Genomic DNA, 16,686 nt, shown 5'->3' with positions numbered 1-16,686 from the left:
AATCAGGCCTTGTGGTAAGCCGTAACGCGTTCGACTTCTTCTTTCGAGCCGAGGAACACTGCCACGCGCTGGTGCAGGCCATCAGGCTTGATGTCGAGAATGCGCTGGTGACCGTCGGTGGAAGCACCGCCGGCTTGCTCGACCAGGAACGACATCGGGTTGGCTTCGTACATCAGGCGCAGTTTGCCCGGCTTGGACGGCTCGCGGCTGTCGCGTGGGTACATGAACAGACCGCCACGGGTCAGGATACGGTGCACGTCGGCCACCATCGCGGCGACCCAGCGCATGTTGTAGTTCTTTTTCAGCGGACCTTCATCGCCTGCCAGCAATTCGCCGACGTAACGCTGTACCGGTGCTTCCCAGTGACGCTGGTTGGACGCGTTGATGGCGAATTCCTGGGTGGACTCAGGAATGGTGATGTTTTCGTGGGTCAGTACGAAACTACCCATTTCACGGTCCAGGGTGAAACCTTTCACGCCGTCGCCCAGGGTCAGGATCAGCATGGTCTGTGGACCGTAGATCGCGTAACCGGCGGCTACTTGCTGGGTGCCTGGCTGCAGGAAGGCCTTTTCATTCAAGGGCTCGTTCTGGCTCAGGTATTCGTTCGGGCAGCGCAGTACCGAGAAGATGGTGCCGACCGGGGCGTTGATGTCGATGTTCGACGAACCGTCCAGCGGGTCGAATACCAGCAGGTACGCGCCTTTCGGGTATTTGCCCGGGATCTGGTAGGCATTGTCCATTTCTTCGGACGCCATGCCGGCCAGGTGACCGCCCCATTCGTTGGCTTCGAGCAGGATCTCGTTGGAGATCACGTCGAGCTTCTTCTGCACTTCGCCCTGGACGTTTTCAGTGCCCATGCTGCCCAGAACACCACCCAGGGCGCCTTTGGACACGGCGTGGTTGATTTCTTTGCAAGCACGCGCCACCACTTCGATCAGGAAACGCAGATCGGCAGGAGTGTTGTTGCTACGGGTCTGCTCAATCAAATAGCGACTCAGGGTAACGCGGGACATGGAAGGCTCCGGTGGAATGGGGGGGCTAAAAACCCGCGCAGTTTAACGCGAGTCGAGGCGCATTTCCTCCTATCAGACGTGATACGCCCAAGAGAGTTCATGCGCGGGGATGAGCGTAGTTCGAAACGGGCCGGATGTGGACCGGTGGCAGGGGGCAGATTCGAGATTTTCTTTGCCAGGCAGTCCGCCTTCGCGGGCAAGCCCGCTCCCACATTCGACCGCGTATCTCTAATGAAACCCGGTCACCTGTGGGAGCGGGCTTGCCCGCGATTTGGCGCGCAGCGCCAGCCGTTCTCAGGGTTTGACCGGTGGTTTGCGCAGCAAACTGAACGCCATCGCCGCCAGGAACACCACACTGAGCAACAACACGGCCCACAGGCCGAGCTTCTTCCAGCTCGTGTCACCCGTCGCCGGGGCCGCCGATGTAGACACCGGCGTTACCACCGCTCCGCCGTCCACCGTCGCCTTACCCAACGTCGCCACCTTCTGCGCGCTGTAATCGGGAATCAGCGTCGACAATGGCAAGCTCACCGCTTTCGCCGTCGCACTGCCCAGCGCCAGCGTGTAGGGGCCGGGGCCGCGCGCCAGGAATACCAGTTGCGTCGAGCGCACGGCAAATTTCAGCGTCGGCGCGGCGCTGCCCAGGCCACCGCCGCGCTCATCCACCACCAGCTTCAGCTGCTGCACGGTTTGCCCCGGCAACTGCAATTCGTTCTGCACCACGTCCTGGCCATTCTGGGTCAGGCGATACAGCAAACCGCTGCCCAGTGGCTGCCACGGCAAGCTGCTCTCCCGGCGACCCGACAAGGTGACCGGCGCCAGGCTATTGGGTTGGCTCAGGTCGATCTGCACCCGTTCGACATTCAGCCCCATCGGCAACTGCCAGGTGTATTCACCCGCCTTCGAGCTGCTGCCGGCCAAGGCCTGTGACCAGACCAACGGCAGTGGCAGGCTGCGGCTGCTCGCGCTTTCCAGTTGCGCGGACGTCAGCACTGGCGCCGATTGTGGTGAAGTCCACAGCAAGCGCAGATAACGCGCCGATTGCCCCGGCAAGCCGACCTCATGCTGCTCGACCCGTTCGTCGGCAAACGCCAACCGCGCCACCTGCCCGTCGCCCCATGACTGCCAATGCTGCAAGTCGTCACTGGCTTCAATGCTGAATCGCTGGAAGCCGTCGTGCTCGGTGGTCCAGTCGAGGACCAATTGCTGTAACGGCGCCTTGATGCCACTGGCATCGAGCAACCAGCCGCGCAGTTCTTCTTCGCCCGCCTCCAACTGGCTGGACGGCTGCACCTCGACCAACGTGCCGTTGGCGCTTGATTGCACCCGCACGCTGGGCGCGCGCTCGGTGGAATCCGCCGAGCTGTACAACGGGAACCACTTCACATCGGTCAGCGCGCGACTTTCGCGGGTCTGGGCCGATTCTCGGGCCAAGGCATACGCCTGAACCTGGCCAGCAGCGTTGAACACGCGTACATCGCTCAGGTCGGTTTGGCGCGCATTCAACTGCACGCTCAACGGCAAATCGAGGCGATACCACGGGCCTTCGCCGCTCACGGACAACGGCACTTGAGTGGTGAAATCCGCGGGTTGTTCCTGTGCGCCAACCGACAGCGTCACACCCAGCGCAACCACGCTCAACCAGCCCAGACTCAGCTTCTGACTCAAGACGACACTCCTTCGGTTTCCGGGGCCGGTTTTTCTGATTCCGGCACAGCCTCGGCGCGCTTGGGCGGCAGCGGTGCGAAATAACCGACGACCAACAGCAACACGCCAACGCCGATAAACGAGACGATCCGCGCCAGTCCGCCGCGGTTACTCAATTCAACAAAGAACAACTTGGCCACCACCACACCGATCAACGCCGCACCGATCAGCCAGACTTCGCGGCGATGACGCAAATGACCGCCGATCATCAGGCTCAGCGCCATCAGGGTCCAGACGATGGACAGCCCGGCCTGCACCAGCATCGATTCAAGCAACGCGTCGAACTCGAACGGCACGCCACCCCAATGATGAGCCGTGCGCATGACCAGCGCGGTGAAGAACACGAACAGCGAAACCCCGGCGATCAGTTGCGTGGCGTGTGCGGCGTAGTCCTTGCGGATCGCCAGTTGCGTCACGGCGCTGCGCGACCAGAGGTAGACGCCGAACAGTGCAAACAGCAGGCCCAACTCCAAGGGATTGATCAGCGGCACATACGGCAGCGGTTCGGCGGTGCCGTCACTGACGACGTTTGCCAGCCAGAACCAGCCGAGCATCAGCAACGCCAGCGGCGCCGCCGCATACAGGCGATATTCGCGAGGATAAGCCGACACCGGCCACGGCCAGTTGCGCGGTGCCGCCATCAGCACCAGGTACAGGCTCGGCAGAATCGCCCAACCCAACCAGCGCCAGGCGTTGTATTGCTCGGACAACAGCAGCAAGCCGTAACGCAGCTCCAGCGCCAACACACCGATCAACAGCCAGCAGCCGAGCACATGCGCGGTGCTCAGGGCGCGGGCGGGCAACATCGGCGCCAGACGCTTCAGTGAAACGAAATGCACCCCAAACACCGCGGCCCAGGCCAGCCAGCCGAAACTGGCCGCCGGGTGATAACGCGACTGCCAGGCCGCGAGCAGCACGACGCCGGCAGCAGGCATCAGCAATGTGCAGAGCAAGCCCAGCGCCGACCAGTTCAGACGTAGCGCCAACACGCTCCACAGCACCACGCTGACCGCCGCGACCGCCAACAGCAACGTTGCTTGCAGACTCTGCGGCGCAAAACGCAGCACTTCGCTGATCCACGCCAGCGCCCACCACCCCGCGCCCCACACCAGCAACACTTCAGACAAACGCCGCAAACTCAGGACATCGAACGCGGAGCCATGGTTACCCAGTTGCAAGCGCCAGGCACCGACCAGCGCGGCCAGGCCCAGCACCAGCGGCGTCCAGAAACCGCTGTGCGCCAGCGGCTTCAGCCCTTCGCTGGCCAACGGGCCGAGCAATTGCGGCCCGGCGAACAGAAACGCCGCGCCACCGATCACCTGCAACAACAGACCGAAGACAAAACTCACGCGCTGCTTCAGGTACAGGCTCAGCCAGATGATCAACAGACCGCTGGCCGCCCACACCGCACTCGCGGTTTGCCATGGCAAGACGAACAACACCGCCAGATTGATCAGCACCAGACCGGCCAGCAACACCACCGACAAACCGCGCAGCAATCTCACGTCGCTGCGCACCATGTCATCGCGCGCCGCCAGCAACATGCCGGCGATCAACGCCAGGCCGATCAACGATGCGCTGAGCAATCCGCTCCAGCCGGCGCTGAACACCGCAGCCGACTCGCCGCTCGCCCCTTGCAGCCGCAGCAGAAACAACGCGCCACCGAGCAACTGCACAGCAAACGCGGTGAACAGGAACGTGCGCGATTGCAGGCGCAGACCGACAAACAACGTCGCCAACCCCGCCAACGCCCAACTGATCGCCGTGCCGTGGGTGAGGAAGAACAACGGCGCCAGCAGATAGAGGAAGGTCAGGCCGAGACATGCCAGTACGGGCAGCCCTTGGCGTTCCCACTGCGAGGTATGCTCGGGCAAGGCCTTGCGTAATTGATAGAAGCTGAACAGCAATGCGATGCCGAGCATCATCGCGCCCAGCGGCGAGCCGTCGAGCAGGCTGCCTTCACCGATACGCAGTTCACTGAGGAACGCCAGCGCCGAACCCAGTTGCAACAGCAAGGCAAAGGCTCGGGCCAATGGGCGTTGCTGGCGCAGGCCGAGCCAGAAGATTCCGGCGCCTTCGACGGCCCAGGCAGCGGCGGTCCAACGGGCATCGAGCCCCAAAGGAATCGCGAGGCTGGCGAAGATCACGCCCAGTGCCAGGCAGGTTTCCGCCAACAGCAGCGCCCGTCCGCCCATCAGCAAACGGGCAAGGCCCATGTAGATCATGCCCAGCGCCAACGCACTGAACGCAGCGGCGAATTCCAGATGCTGGACCAGCGCGAACTGCAAGCCGAAGCCCACCAGCGGTGGCCCAAACAGCATCGTGCCGTCGACGTAATCACCCTTGCGCGCCGACCAGCGCAGTAGCGCCTCGCGGCTGTCGTCGTCAGGGGCGTCGCTCATTTCCAGCAACTTGCGCCGGGCAAACAGCAGGCCGATGGCCAGGTACATCAGGAAGAACAGGATCAGAAACGGCTCGGTACTCCACAGCAATTCTGGCGCGTAGGAACGCAGTCCCCAGGCGAAACCGATGCCGAAGGTGCCGGCAAAGCCAATCAGGTTGAGCAGCCGCCAGGCCTTGAACCAGGCGATGGCGAGGATGCCGGCATTGAGCAAGGCGAAGTAGCTGAACAGCGCGACGTGGTTGCCGGCGCCGGTAGACGTGAGGATCGGCGCGGCAAAACCGCCCAGCGCGGCGGCGCACGCCAGCGCCAGTGAGTCCTGGGTGATGGCCAGAATGGCCGAGAACACCGTCACCGCCACCAACAGGCCAAGGGCCGCCGTCGGATCCAGCAATGGATGCAAACGCATCGCCGCGAACACCGTCAGGTACAGCACGGCAATCCCGGTGCCTTGCAGCATCAGCGCATAATTGGTATTGCGATGGCGCAGCCACCAGCCCAAACCGAGCAGCCCCAATGCCGCCGCTGCGACGCCGGCGTAACGCAATTCGATCGGCACCACCATGCCTTCGGTGGCGTAGCGCAGCAGAAAGGCCAGACCGAGAAACAGCAGCACCACACCGACCCGCAGCACGGTGTTGCCGCCGAACAGCCAAGCGCGGGCGCCACTGATGGCGCGGTCGATGAAGTTGGGCCCGCGCGGGGTGACGGGTTCTTGCGGTTCGTGGGCGACCGGTTCGGGTTTCCAGGCATCGGCAGGCAGTGCCCGACTGGTTTCAGTGGCCGCCGCCGTAATGGGTTCGAGCTCGGGAGGCAGGTCCCAGATCAGCTCCGGGGTATGGAGCGCAATTTCGTCGAGTGAGAACCCGGCAGTCGGGGCCGGCTCACTAGCAATCGATTCATTGGCAACCGACTCGCTGGTATCAGGCACCTGGACGCCAGACACCTCCAGCAACGCCAGACGTTGCTGCACCGCCTCAAGCGCCACCTGCGCCTGGGCCAGTAATTGGCGTTGCGCGGTGGCTTGCGAATCCAGACGGCCGATGCGAATGGCCTGGCCAATCCCCAACCCGAGCAAGCCGCCCAAGAGTGCATCACTGAACGACTCGTCGAGTATCCAGCCGAGCACCAGCCCTATCAGCATGAAAATCCATTGCATGGTCGATATCCCTAAGCGGCCCATTGCCTTGTGGCGTCTGCACTGACGTCATCGCGGGCAAGCCATGCTCCCACAGTCCGTGTGATCCTGTGGGAGCATGGCTTGCCCGCGATTGAGCGCGCAGCGCTCACTGAAACTGGCGCTTAGTATATCGATCAGGCCCAACAATCGCCGGGCCTTGCACGCAATTATTGCTAAAAGTTACTCCAGCGCCTTCCAGATATCCGTGGCGTACTCGCGAATGGTCCGGTCCGAGGAGAACCAGCCCATCCGCGCCGTGTTCAGCACCGCCGAGCGCCACCATTCCTTGGAGTCGTGCCAATGGGCTTCGACGCGCATCTGCGCATTCCAGTAAGAATCGAAATCGGCGCACACCAGGAAGCGGTCGTAATCCACCAGCGAATCGATCAGCCCGGCGTAACGGGACGGATCATCCGGCGAAAACACCCCGCCACGAATCGCTTGCAACACGTCATTGAGTCGATGAGACGCGGCGATATCCGGCGTCGCATTGAATTCATGGTTCTGCTTGCGCGCTTCAACCTGCTGCGCACTGAGGCCAAAGATGAACATGTGCTCAGAGCCGATGCGCTCGCACATTTCCACGTTGGCCCCGTCAAGGGTGCCGATGGTCAATGCACCGTTGAGGCCGAACTTCATGTTGCTGGTGCCGGAGGCTTCGAAGCCGGCGGTGGAAATCTGCTCCGACAAATCCGCCGCCGGAATAATGCTCTCCGCCAGGCTGACGTTGTAGTTGGGCAGGAACACCACTTTGAGCAAGCCGCGCACCGTCGGGTCGTTGTTCACCACCCGGGCGATGTCATTGGTCAGTTTGATGATCAGCTTGGCCTGGTGATAACTGGCCGCCGCCTTGCCGGCGAAGATCTTCACCCGCGGTACCCAGTCGATTTCAGGTTCCGCCCGAATCGCCTGATACAACGCCACGGTGTGCATGAGGTTGAGCAACTGGCGTTTGTATTCGTGGATCCGCTTGACCTGCACATCGAACATCGCCGCCGGGTTGACCGCCACCCCCAGCCGCTCGTGAATCAGGTGCGCCAGGGCTTTCTTGCTGTGCAGCCGCTGCTCCGCGAACGCCTTGCGGAACGCGGATTTCTCGGCGAACGGTTCCAGATCAAGCAAGCGCCCTTCGGGGTTGTCCAGCAAATCAGGGCCGAGGGCATCGACCATCATCGACGTCAGCTCGGGGTTGGCCTGGTACAGCCAGCGGCGGAAGGTGATGCCGTTGGTCTTGTTATTGATCCTATTCGGGTATAGCTTGTGCAGTTCGGAGAACACCGTTTTACGCATCAATTGCGTATGCAGGCCGGACACGCCGTTGACGCTGTGGGAGCCGAGAAACGCCAGGTTACCCATGCGCACACGCCGACCGTTGTCTTCCTCGATCAGCGACACAGCGCGCAGCACGTCGAAATCGTGCACGCCTTTGGCACGTAGCGAATCGATGTGATGGGCGTTGATCAGGTAAATGATCTGCATGTGTCGCGGCAGCATCCGCTCCATCAAGCCGACTGGCCAGGTTTCCAGCGCTTCCGGCAGCAGCGTGTGGTTGGTGTAGGAAAGCGTGTCGACGGTAACCTGCCACGCCGCATCCCAGGCGACGTCGTAGACATCCACCAGTTGGCGCATCAATTCGGCCACGGCAATCGAGGGGTGGGTGTCGTTGAGCTGGATCGCCGCGTGATCGCCCAGGGTCAGGACCGAGGTGTGCATGTTGCGATGGCGGCGCAGCAAGTCTTGCAGGGAGGCGGCGACAAAGAAGTATTCCTGACGCAAACGCAGTTCCTGGCCGGCTTCGGTGCTGTCCGCCGGGTAGAGCACGCGGGAGATACTTTCGGCCCGGGCCACTTCGGCCACCGCACCCAAGTGGTCGCCAGCGTTGAAACGTTCCAGGTGCAAATCTTCCATGGCCCGGGCGCGCCACAAACGCAGCGTGTTGACGCTCGCCCCGCGCCAACCGACCACCGGCGTGTCATACGCAATGGCGCGGACGGTTTCCACCGGGGTCCAGACCTGCTTGGTCTTGCCGTTTTCATCGGTGAAGGTTTCGACGCTGCCACCAAAGCCAATCGGGTACACAACCTCTGGCCGTTCAAACTCCCACGGGTTGCCGAAGTCCAGCCAGTGTTCGGTCTGCTCCTGCTGCCAGCCGTCGACGATGGCCTGGCGAAACAAACCGTGCTCGTAACGAATGCCATAACCATGACCGGCGATGCCGAGGGTCGACATGCTTTCCATAAAGCACGCGGCCAGACGACCGAGGCCGCCGTTGCCCAGCGCCGCATCGGGTTCCAGCAGGCGGATGCGTTCAAGGTCGACACCGAGTTCGGTCAGGGCTTCGCGAGCGACGTCGAGCAGGCCAAGGTTGCTCAGGCTGTCGTAGAGCAGCCGGCCAATAAGAAATTCCAGGGAAAGGTAATAAACCCGTTTCTGCCCTTTGCGGTAGATCTGCCGGGTGTGGTCCATCCAGTGCTCGACCATGTGATCTCGTGCCGCCAGGGCGATGGCTTCGAACCAGTCGTGGTCGAAGGCGTGATCCGGGTCTTTACCCACCGCGTAAGTGAGTTTGGTCAAGACGGCGTCGCGGAATGCGGCCACCTCTGCATCGCGAACAAGTGGTTCTTGAGTCATCGATAGGACCTCGAGCGAGCGTGGAGTTGTTGAGCCTAGACGGTCTGACAGACGCTGGGGGCTCTGGTTCGGCAGTTTTTCCTGAGAGTGCGAGATCGGTCGGCATTACATTGTCGTGTGCCTGAATCAATGCAGGGGCCGTGCCGGATTAACGGTGCCGATTGGGCAATACAAAAAAATCTGGCGAAAGGTTGTTCAAAAATCCACCAGTCCCGGTATGATCGCGCGCCCTGATGCACGTGCTGGTAACAACCGATGATGAAGCCCAACCTGATCGCCGCCGCTGAGATCGATCGCCTCGATACCTGGGCCAAGTACTCTGCGCCGATGTGCGGTTCCTGCGTGTCCAGCTGCTGCACGCTGCCGGTCGAGGTCAAGATCAAGGATCTGATCCGCATCGGTATCGTCGACGAATTCGAGCGCGGCGAGCCGGCGAAAAACATCGCCAAGCGCCTGCAGAAGGAAGGGATCGTCGAGCGCTACAGCCAGAAAACCGAGATCTTTACCCTCCAGCGCATGAGCAACAACGATTGCCTGTACCTGGATCGTAAGAGCCGTCTGTGCACTATTTATGAAAAGCGCCCTGACACGTGCCGCAACCACCCGAAAATCGGGCCGCGCCCGGGGTATTGCGCCTACAAGCCCAAGGAAGTGGCGCGCGAGACCAGCAGCAGTCGCCGGCCCCTCGAGAAGTTTTAACCCCTTCGCATGAGCATTCCCACGCTCGGCGTGGGAATGTAGCCCGAGACGCTCCCCGCACTAAAGCGGACGCGGAGCGTCCATAGAGGCATTCCCACGCAGAGCGTGGGAACGATCAATCCCCCGTAGCAGCTGTCGAGCCTCAGCGAGGCTGCGTTCGGCTGCGCAGCAGTCGCAGTCCGGGGACAAGGTCGAAATGATGCACCGCAGCGTTTGATTTCACGACAGCTGCGCAGCCGAACGCAGCCTCGCAAGCTCGGCAGCTGCTATAGCCAGACAAACAAAAACGCCCCCGACCTTGCGGTCGGGGGCGTTTTTTTGCCAGCTAACTAAATGACTTAGTTACCGGACTTCTTCGCAGCGCGGGTACGCTCGCTTTCGCCCAGGATCTTCTTGCGAAGACGGATGGACTTAGGAGTGACTTCACACAGTTCGTCTTCTTGTACGAACTCCAGAGCTTGCTCCAGAGTGAACTTGACAGGCGGAACCAGTGCGATGGTTTCGTCTTTACCCGAAGCACGCATGTTGTCGAGCTTCTTGCCTTTAGTCGGGTTAACACCCAGGTCGTTGTCGCGGCTGTTCAAGCCAACGATTTGACCTTCATAGATGTCCTGGCCGTGTTCTACGAACAACTTGCCACGCGCCTGCAGGGTTTCCAGCGAGTAAGTCAGAGCCTTACCGGTAGCAACCGATACCAGCACGCCGTTCTGACGGCCGGACATGTCGCCGGACTTCATCACGTCGTAACGGTCGAAGATCGAGGTCAGGATGCCGCCACCGGAGGTCAGGGTCAGGAACTCGTTACGGAAACCGATCAAGCCACGAGCCGGGATGTTGTACTCAAGGCGCACACGGCCCTTGCCATCCGGAACCATGTTGGTCAGGTCGCCTTTACGCAGGCCCATTTGCTCCATGATCGCGCCCTGGGATTCTTCCGGCAGGTCGATGGTCACGTTTTCGTACGGTTCGTGCTTGACGCCGTCAACCATACGGATGATCACTTCCGGACGACCAACACCCATTTCGAAGCCTTCGCGACGCATGGTTTCGATCAGTACCGAGAGGTGCAGCTCACCACGGCCGGACACTTTGAACTTGTCAGCCGAGTCGCCTTCTTCAACGCGCAGAGCAACGTTGTACAGCAGCTCTTTGTCCAGACGTTCCTTGATGTTACGGCTGGTCACGAACTTGCCTTCACGGCCGCAGAACGGCGAGTCGTTAACCTGGAAGGTCATCGAAACGGTTGGCTCGTCAACGGTCAACGGCTTCATCGCTTCAACGTTCAGTGGGTCGCACAGAGTGTCGGAGATGAACAGTTGGTCGAAGCCGCTAACGCAGACGATGTCGCCGGCAGCTGCTTCTTCAACGTCGATGCGGTGCAGACCGTGGTGACCCATCAGCTTCAGGATACGACCGTTACGGCGCTTGCCGTCGGCATCGATTGCCACAACCGGGGTGTTCGGCTTGACGCGACCACGAGCGATACGGCCAACGCCGATAACACCCAGGAAGCTGTTGTAGTCCAGAGCGGAGATCTGCATCTGGAACGGACCGTCACGGTCGACTTTCGGTGCTGGTACATCGTCGACGATCGACTGGTACAGCGGGGTCATGTCTTCAGCCATGGCGGTGTGGTCAAGACCAGCAATACCGTTCAGGGCCGAGGCGTAGACGACTTTGAAGTCCAGCTGTTCTTCGGTAGCACCCAGGTTGTCGAACAGGTCGAAGATCTGGTCCAGAACCCAGTCCGGACGCGCGCCTGGACGGTCAACCTTGTTGATGACCACGATTGGACGCAGGCCGGCTTCGAAAGCCTTCTTGGTCACGAAACGGGTTTGCGGCATAGGGCCGTCTTGAGCGTCAACCAGCAGCAGAACGGAGTCAACCATCGACATTACGCGTTCAACTTCACCGCCGAAGTCGGCGTGGCCCGGGGTGTCCACGATGTTGATGTGGTAGCCGTTCCAGTTGATGGCGGTGTTTTTCGCCAGAATGGTAATACCGCGCTCTTTCTCCTGGTCGTTGGAGTCCATCACGCGCTCGTCGTTGAGCTCGTTGCGCTCCAGGGTGCCGGATTGACGCAAGAGTTTGTCTACCAGGGTGGTTTTACCATGGTCAACGTGAGCAATGATGGCGATGTTGCGTAGATTTTCGATCACTTGTGTATCTCGATCAGAGGATTCGGTGTGCTGACAAGTCTTGGCAGCGATTTACAGTAGAGTCAGGCCTTGCCGTTACAGCTTGACGGCAGAGTCGGGGGGCCGGTGACGCAGGCCACAGGCATACAGCCCCGGGCTCTTAGCTCGGTCGATAAACGCGCACATTGGCATGCCCCTCACTGAGCAAATGGTGGGCATGCAGGCGACTCATCACGCCTTTGTCGCAATACAGCAGGTACTGGCGAGTAGGGTCCAGTTCCTTGAAACGAGCGTTCAATGCATAAAACGGCATCGTTTGTACCTCGATGCCAGCGAGGTCCAGCGGGTCATCCTCAGCGGCATCCGGGTGACGGATGTCGATGACGATTTGCCCCGCCAGCGCTTCGCTGACTTCTTCAATCTGCAAGTCCTGGCCCAATTCGTCGATTACGCGATCGATCGGCACCAGTTTGGCGTTTTCGAGCGCACGCTCGAGCACCGCCATGTCGAATTCTTTCTCTTCGTGCTCCACCCGGTGGCGCTTGGCAGCCGTCTTCGGATTAACCGAGATGACCCCGCAGTATTCCGGCATGTGCTTGGCGAAGTCGGCCGTCCCGATTTCGTTGGCCAGGTCGATGATGTCCTGCTTGTGACTGGCGATCAGCGGACGCAGCACCAGCTTCTCGGTCACGCAGTCGATCACGTTCAGGTTCGGCAAAGTCTGGCTCGACACCTGGGAGATCGCCTCGCCGGTCACCAGCGCTTCGATTTGCAGTCGATCAGCAATACGGGAAGCAGCGCGCAACATCATACGCTTCAAAACTACACCCATATGACTGTTATCGACTTTCCCGAGAATTTCTCCCAGTACTTCCTCGAACGGCACACTGACAAATAACACGCGCTGGGAGCTGCCGTACTTCTTCCAGATGAAGTGCGCGACTTCCATCACGCCCAGCTCGTGGGCCCTTCCGCCCAGATTGAAGAAGCAGAAGTGAGCCATCAGGCCGCGACGCATGATCTGGTAGGCCGCCACGGTGGAGTCGAAGCCGCCGGACATCAACACAAGTGTCTGTTCCAGTGCACCCAGCGGATAACCGCCGATGCCGTTGTGCTGACTGTGGATTACGAACAACCGTTGGTCGCGAACTTCGATTCGGACTTCGATTTCAGGCTTTTTCAGGTCAATCCCGGCGGCACCGCACTGACGGCGCAACTGGCTGCCGACGTACTTCTCAATATCTATCGAGCTAAATGGGTGCTTGCCGGCGCGTTTGCAACGCACCGAGAAAATCTTGCCGGCCAGCGCATCACCGTAGTGCTGCTTGCATTTTTCAACGATGTCGTCGAAATCCCCCAGCGGGTACTCATCGATCTGCAGGAAGTGCGCGACGCCCGGCATGCAGCTCAGGCGCTCGCCCATCTCCTTCAGGGCCTTGGGGTCGCTGACGCGGGTTTCCAGCTCGAGGTTGTCCCACACGCCGTTCACCACCACGGCCGGGTCCAGATCGCGGAGCACGGCACGGATGTTCTTGGCCAATTGGCGGATGAAACGCATCCGTACCGGGCGGCTCTTGATGGTGATCTCAGGGAAGACTTTTACGATTAATTTCATGGAAACAGCGCGCGCATGGCCTGCCGAAAAAGGGGGGCGCGGATTATAGCGGAAATTGCTCAAGGTTTAACCAATTAATGTGCAGAAGGTTTTGCGCGCACCAAAACGGGTCATTTGTGAAATTCAGCGCTACATTGTAGGGCGGGATTTCCCACCTAAAGGGCCTTTGCGCCTTTATAAGCGTGTATTTGGGGCAAAAAACCCATGGTGGGGCACTGGCATGCAATTTGCTCCCTTGTGAGGCAGGTTGCCTTGGCAGAGTATTCGCGCCGGCATCACCAACATTCTAAGGGCATCCACTACTAAGCCCGAAGCCACCCGGAGGACACTATGTCGAAGTCGGTTCAACTCATCAAAGATCATGACGTCAAGTGGATTGATCTGCGCTTCACAGACACCAAAGGCACTCAGCACCACGTGACCATGCCGGCTCGCGACGCGCTGGATGACGACTTCTTCGAAGTCGGCAAAATGTTCGATGGCTCCTCCATCGCTGGCTGGAAAGGCATCGAAGCCTCCGACATGATCCTGATGCCGGACGACTCCACCGCTGTTCTCGACCCGTTCACCGAAGAGCCGACCCTGATCCTGGTCTGCGACATCATCGAACCTTCGAGCATGCAAGGCTACGACCGCGACCCACGTGCGATCGCCCGCCGCGCCGAAGAACACCTGAAAGCCACCGGTATCGGTGACACCGTGTTCGCTGGTCCAGAGCCAGAGTTCTTCATCTTCGACCAGGTCAAATTCAAGTCCGACATTTCCGGCTCCATGTTCAAGATCTACTCTGAACAAGGTTCGTGGATGTCCGACCAGGACATCGAAGGCGGCAACAAAGGCCACCGTCCAGGCGTCAAAGGCGGCTATTTCCCGGTTCCGCCGTTCGACCACGACCACGAAATCCGTACCTCCATGTGCAACGCACTGGAAGAAATGGGCCTGACCGTCGAAGTTCACCACCACGAAGTGGCGACTGCCGGCCAGAACGAAATCGGCGTCAAGTTCAACACCCTGGTGAAGAAAGCCGACGAAACCCAAACCCTGAAGTACGTCGTGCACAACGTTGCCGATGCCTACGGCCGCACCGCGACCTTCATGCCTAAGCCTCTGTACGGCGACAACGGCTCGGGTATGCACGTACACATGTCCATCTGGAAAGATGGCAAGAACACCTTCGCTGGCGAAGGTTATGCCGGCCTGTCCGACACCGCCCTGTACTTCATCGGCGGTATCATCAAGCACGGTAAGGCCCTGAACGGCTTCACCAACCCGGCTACCAACTCCTACAAGCGTCTGGTTCCAGGCTTCGAAGCTCCAGTGATGCTGGCCTACTCGGCTCGCAACCGTTCCGCTTCGATCCGTATTCCTTACGTGTCGAGCCCGAAAGCCCGCCGTATCGAAGCACGTTTCCCGGATCCGGCTGCCAACCCGTACCTGTGCTTCGCCGCACTGCTGATGGCTGGCCTGGACGGCATCCAGAACAAGATCCACCCTGGCGACGCAGCTGACAAAAACCTGTACGACCTGCCGCCTGAAGAGGCGAAAGAGATCCCACAAGTTTGCGGTAGCCTGAAAGAAGCCCTGGAAGAACTGGACAAAGGTCGTGCGTTCCTGACCAAAGGCGGCGTTTTCAGCGACGACTTCATCGACGCTTACATCGCCCTGAAAAGCGAAGAAGAAATCAAGGTACGTACCTTCGTACACCCACTGGAATACGAGCTGTACTACAGCTGCTGATCCGGTAGCGCTGCGGCACGCAGCGTGACAAAAAGAGGCCTCCTTCGCAGACTGTGTGAAAACCTAGCAATCTGCGCAAAGCTCAAAGAAAATGCTCCGTATCGAAAGATACGGAGCATTTTTCGTTATGGCTTACATCCAAGGTGAGTCCCGTAGCCAGACCAGTCTGTTCCCGGTCTCGCTGGAAGAACTGATCCCCGAGGATCATCTCGTTCGGGTTATTGACCTGTACGTCGCCAAGCTGGATCTGGTGCAACTGGGCTTTGATAAAGCGCTGCCCAAAAGCACAGGTCGTCCTTCTTATGATCCTGCCGATCAGCTCAAGCTCTACCTCTATGGCTATTTTCAGCGGATTCGCTCATCGCGGCGTCTCGAAGCCGAGTGCCAGCGCAACATCGAAGTGATGTGGCTGATCAACCGGCTTAAGCCCGACTTCAAGACCATCGCCGACTTTCGCAAAAACAACAAATCCGCCTTTGTGGCGACGTGCGGTGCCTTCGTCCGGTTTTGCCGCATGGCCGGTCTGATCGCAGGAGACTTGGTGGCCATCGACGGCAGCAAGTTTCAGGCAGTCGCTTCCTCGCGGCGCCATATGAACCTCAAGCAACTCAAGCGTCAGGAAGAAAAACTGGATAAGCGCATCGCTCAGTATCTGGCCGAACTGGATGAGGCTGACAGGCTCGATGCGGGAGAGGTGATTGATCGCGGCGCGATCAAAACAGCACTGGTGCAGCTTAAAGTTCGCCAGCAGGACAATCAGAGCTGCCAAGCGCTGATGAACTCGATGGGCCTGGAGCAGTTCAACACCCACGAAAGCGATGCCCGAATGATGCGCACGCCCAAGGGGCCGCGTGTGTCCTATAACGTGCAGAGCGCCGTGGATGCCAAGCATTGCCTGATTCTGCATCATGAGGTTACCCAGGATGGCGACGACCGCAAGCAACTCGAACCAATGGCTAAAGCCGCCAAAGAACAGCTGGAACAAGATGCCCTGACCGTGACTGCCGATGCCGGCTACTCCAACGGCCAGCAGTTTCAGGCCTGCGAGGAGGCTGCGATTACCGTTTATGTGCCGCCCAACCGCTCGGTCAATCCTGGTGGTGAGGACTTTTTTGAGCGCAAAGACTTTATCTACGAAGCCGAACACGATCGTTATCAGTGCCCGGCAGGCAAGTGGTTAACGCTCAAACAGCGCCACAAGGGCGATCGGATCTATCAGGCAGATGTCAGCGACTGCGCCGCCTGCCCGCTCAAATCCCAATGCACTGGCGCTCAGCGCCGCTACGTCTCACGCCACGCCCATGAGGAAGCCTTTGAGCGAATGGAGCAACGAATGCTGGCCCATCCGCAGATGATGGCCAACCGAAGATCCATTGTTGAGCACCCCTTCGGCAACCTGAAGCAATGGCTGTTTGGCAATGCTCGCTTCCTGTTGCGTCAACTGGAGGGCGCGAGAGCGGAAATGGCCTTGGCAGTGAGTGCCTACAACCTAAAACGCGCAATTAGTGTGCTCGGGGCCCGCCAATTGATGGCGTTAATGGGCTGAAAGGCTTTTTTCGCCTGTC

Annotated in this window: 9 protein-coding genes; 3 read left to right on the top strand and 6 right to left on the bottom strand. The window is 59.9% G+C overall.

Annotated elements, in window-relative coordinates; genetic code table 11:
- Positions 1 to 2 precede the first annotated feature (2 nt).
- The 4 genes from LOY55_RS01640 to LOY55_RS01625 all read right to left on the bottom strand — a co-directional run bounded on the left by LOY55_RS01640 (position 3) and on the right by LOY55_RS01625 (position 8,932).
- Positions 3 to 1,013, bottom strand: coding sequence for a class 1 fructose-bisphosphatase (locus LOY55_RS01640; RefSeq protein WP_046031220.1), 1,011 nt, complete (start codon positions 1,011 to 1,013; stop codon positions 3 to 5).
- Between the two features lie 294 nt (positions 1,014 to 1,307).
- On the bottom strand, positions 1,308 to 2,681 hold the full coding sequence (locus LOY55_RS01635; protein WP_223524462.1) for a DUF3999 domain-containing protein: 1,374 nt from the start codon (positions 2,679 to 2,681) through the stop codon (positions 1,308 to 1,310).
- Entirely contained in the window at positions 2,678 to 6,280 is a 3,603-nt protein-coding gene (locus tag LOY55_RS01630) for a DUF2339 domain-containing protein (RefSeq protein WP_223524460.1), read from the bottom strand. Before LOY55_RS01630 ends, LOY55_RS01635 begins: the two co-directional genes overlap by 4 nt.
- Before the next feature lie 201 nt (positions 6,281 to 6,481).
- Positions 6,482 to 8,932 carry a glycogen/starch/alpha-glucan phosphorylase gene (locus tag LOY55_RS01625; protein WP_046031223.1) on the bottom strand — a complete coding sequence of 817 codons (2,451 nt, stop codon included), beginning with the start codon at positions 8,930 to 8,932 and terminating at the stop codon, positions 6,482 to 6,484.
- 258 nt (positions 8,933 to 9,190) lie between these two features.
- On the opposite strand from LOY55_RS01625, the gene LOY55_RS01620 reads away from it, so the two are divergent.
- Positions 9,191 to 9,631, top strand: a complete 441-nt coding sequence (locus tag LOY55_RS01620; protein ID WP_090473876.1) for a YkgJ family cysteine cluster protein — start codon at positions 9,191 to 9,193, stop codon at positions 9,629 to 9,631.
- A 338-nt stretch (positions 9,632 to 9,969) separates the two neighbouring features.
- On the opposite strand, the gene typA is transcribed toward LOY55_RS01620, so the two are convergent.
- Both typA and thiI read right to left on the bottom strand, forming a co-directional pair.
- Entirely contained in the window at positions 9,970 to 11,790 is a 1,821-nt protein-coding gene (typA, locus tag LOY55_RS01615; protein WP_007949013.1) for a translational GTPase TypA, read from the bottom strand.
- A 139-nt stretch (positions 11,791 to 11,929) separates the two neighbouring features.
- Entirely contained in the window at positions 11,930 to 13,384 is a 1,455-nt protein-coding gene (gene thiI / locus LOY55_RS01610; RefSeq protein WP_046031225.1) for a tRNA uracil 4-sulfurtransferase ThiI, read from the bottom strand.
- A 330-nt stretch (positions 13,385 to 13,714) separates the two neighbouring features.
- Between thiI and glnA the strand changes: the two genes are divergently transcribed.
- Complete coding sequence (gene glnA / locus LOY55_RS01605; RefSeq protein WP_046031226.1) at positions 13,715 to 15,121, top strand: glutamate--ammonia ligase; 1,407 nt, start codon at positions 13,715 to 13,717, stop codon at positions 15,119 to 15,121.
- A gap of 127 nt (positions 15,122 to 15,248) precedes the next feature.
- Positions 15,249 to 16,667, top strand: coding sequence for an IS1182 family transposase (locus LOY55_RS01600; RefSeq protein ID WP_223525272.1), 1,419 nt, complete (start codon positions 15,249 to 15,251; stop codon positions 16,665 to 16,667).
- The last annotated feature ends 19 nt before the right edge of the window (positions 16,668 to 16,686 follow it).

This window comes from Pseudomonas sp. B21-040 (assembly GCF_024748695.1).
Classification (GTDB): Bacteria; Pseudomonadota; Gammaproteobacteria; order Pseudomonadales; family Pseudomonadaceae; genus Aquipseudomonas.
The sequence above is the reverse complement of the archived record's forward strand: the minus strand, read 5'-3'. Positions and strand labels throughout refer to the sequence as shown.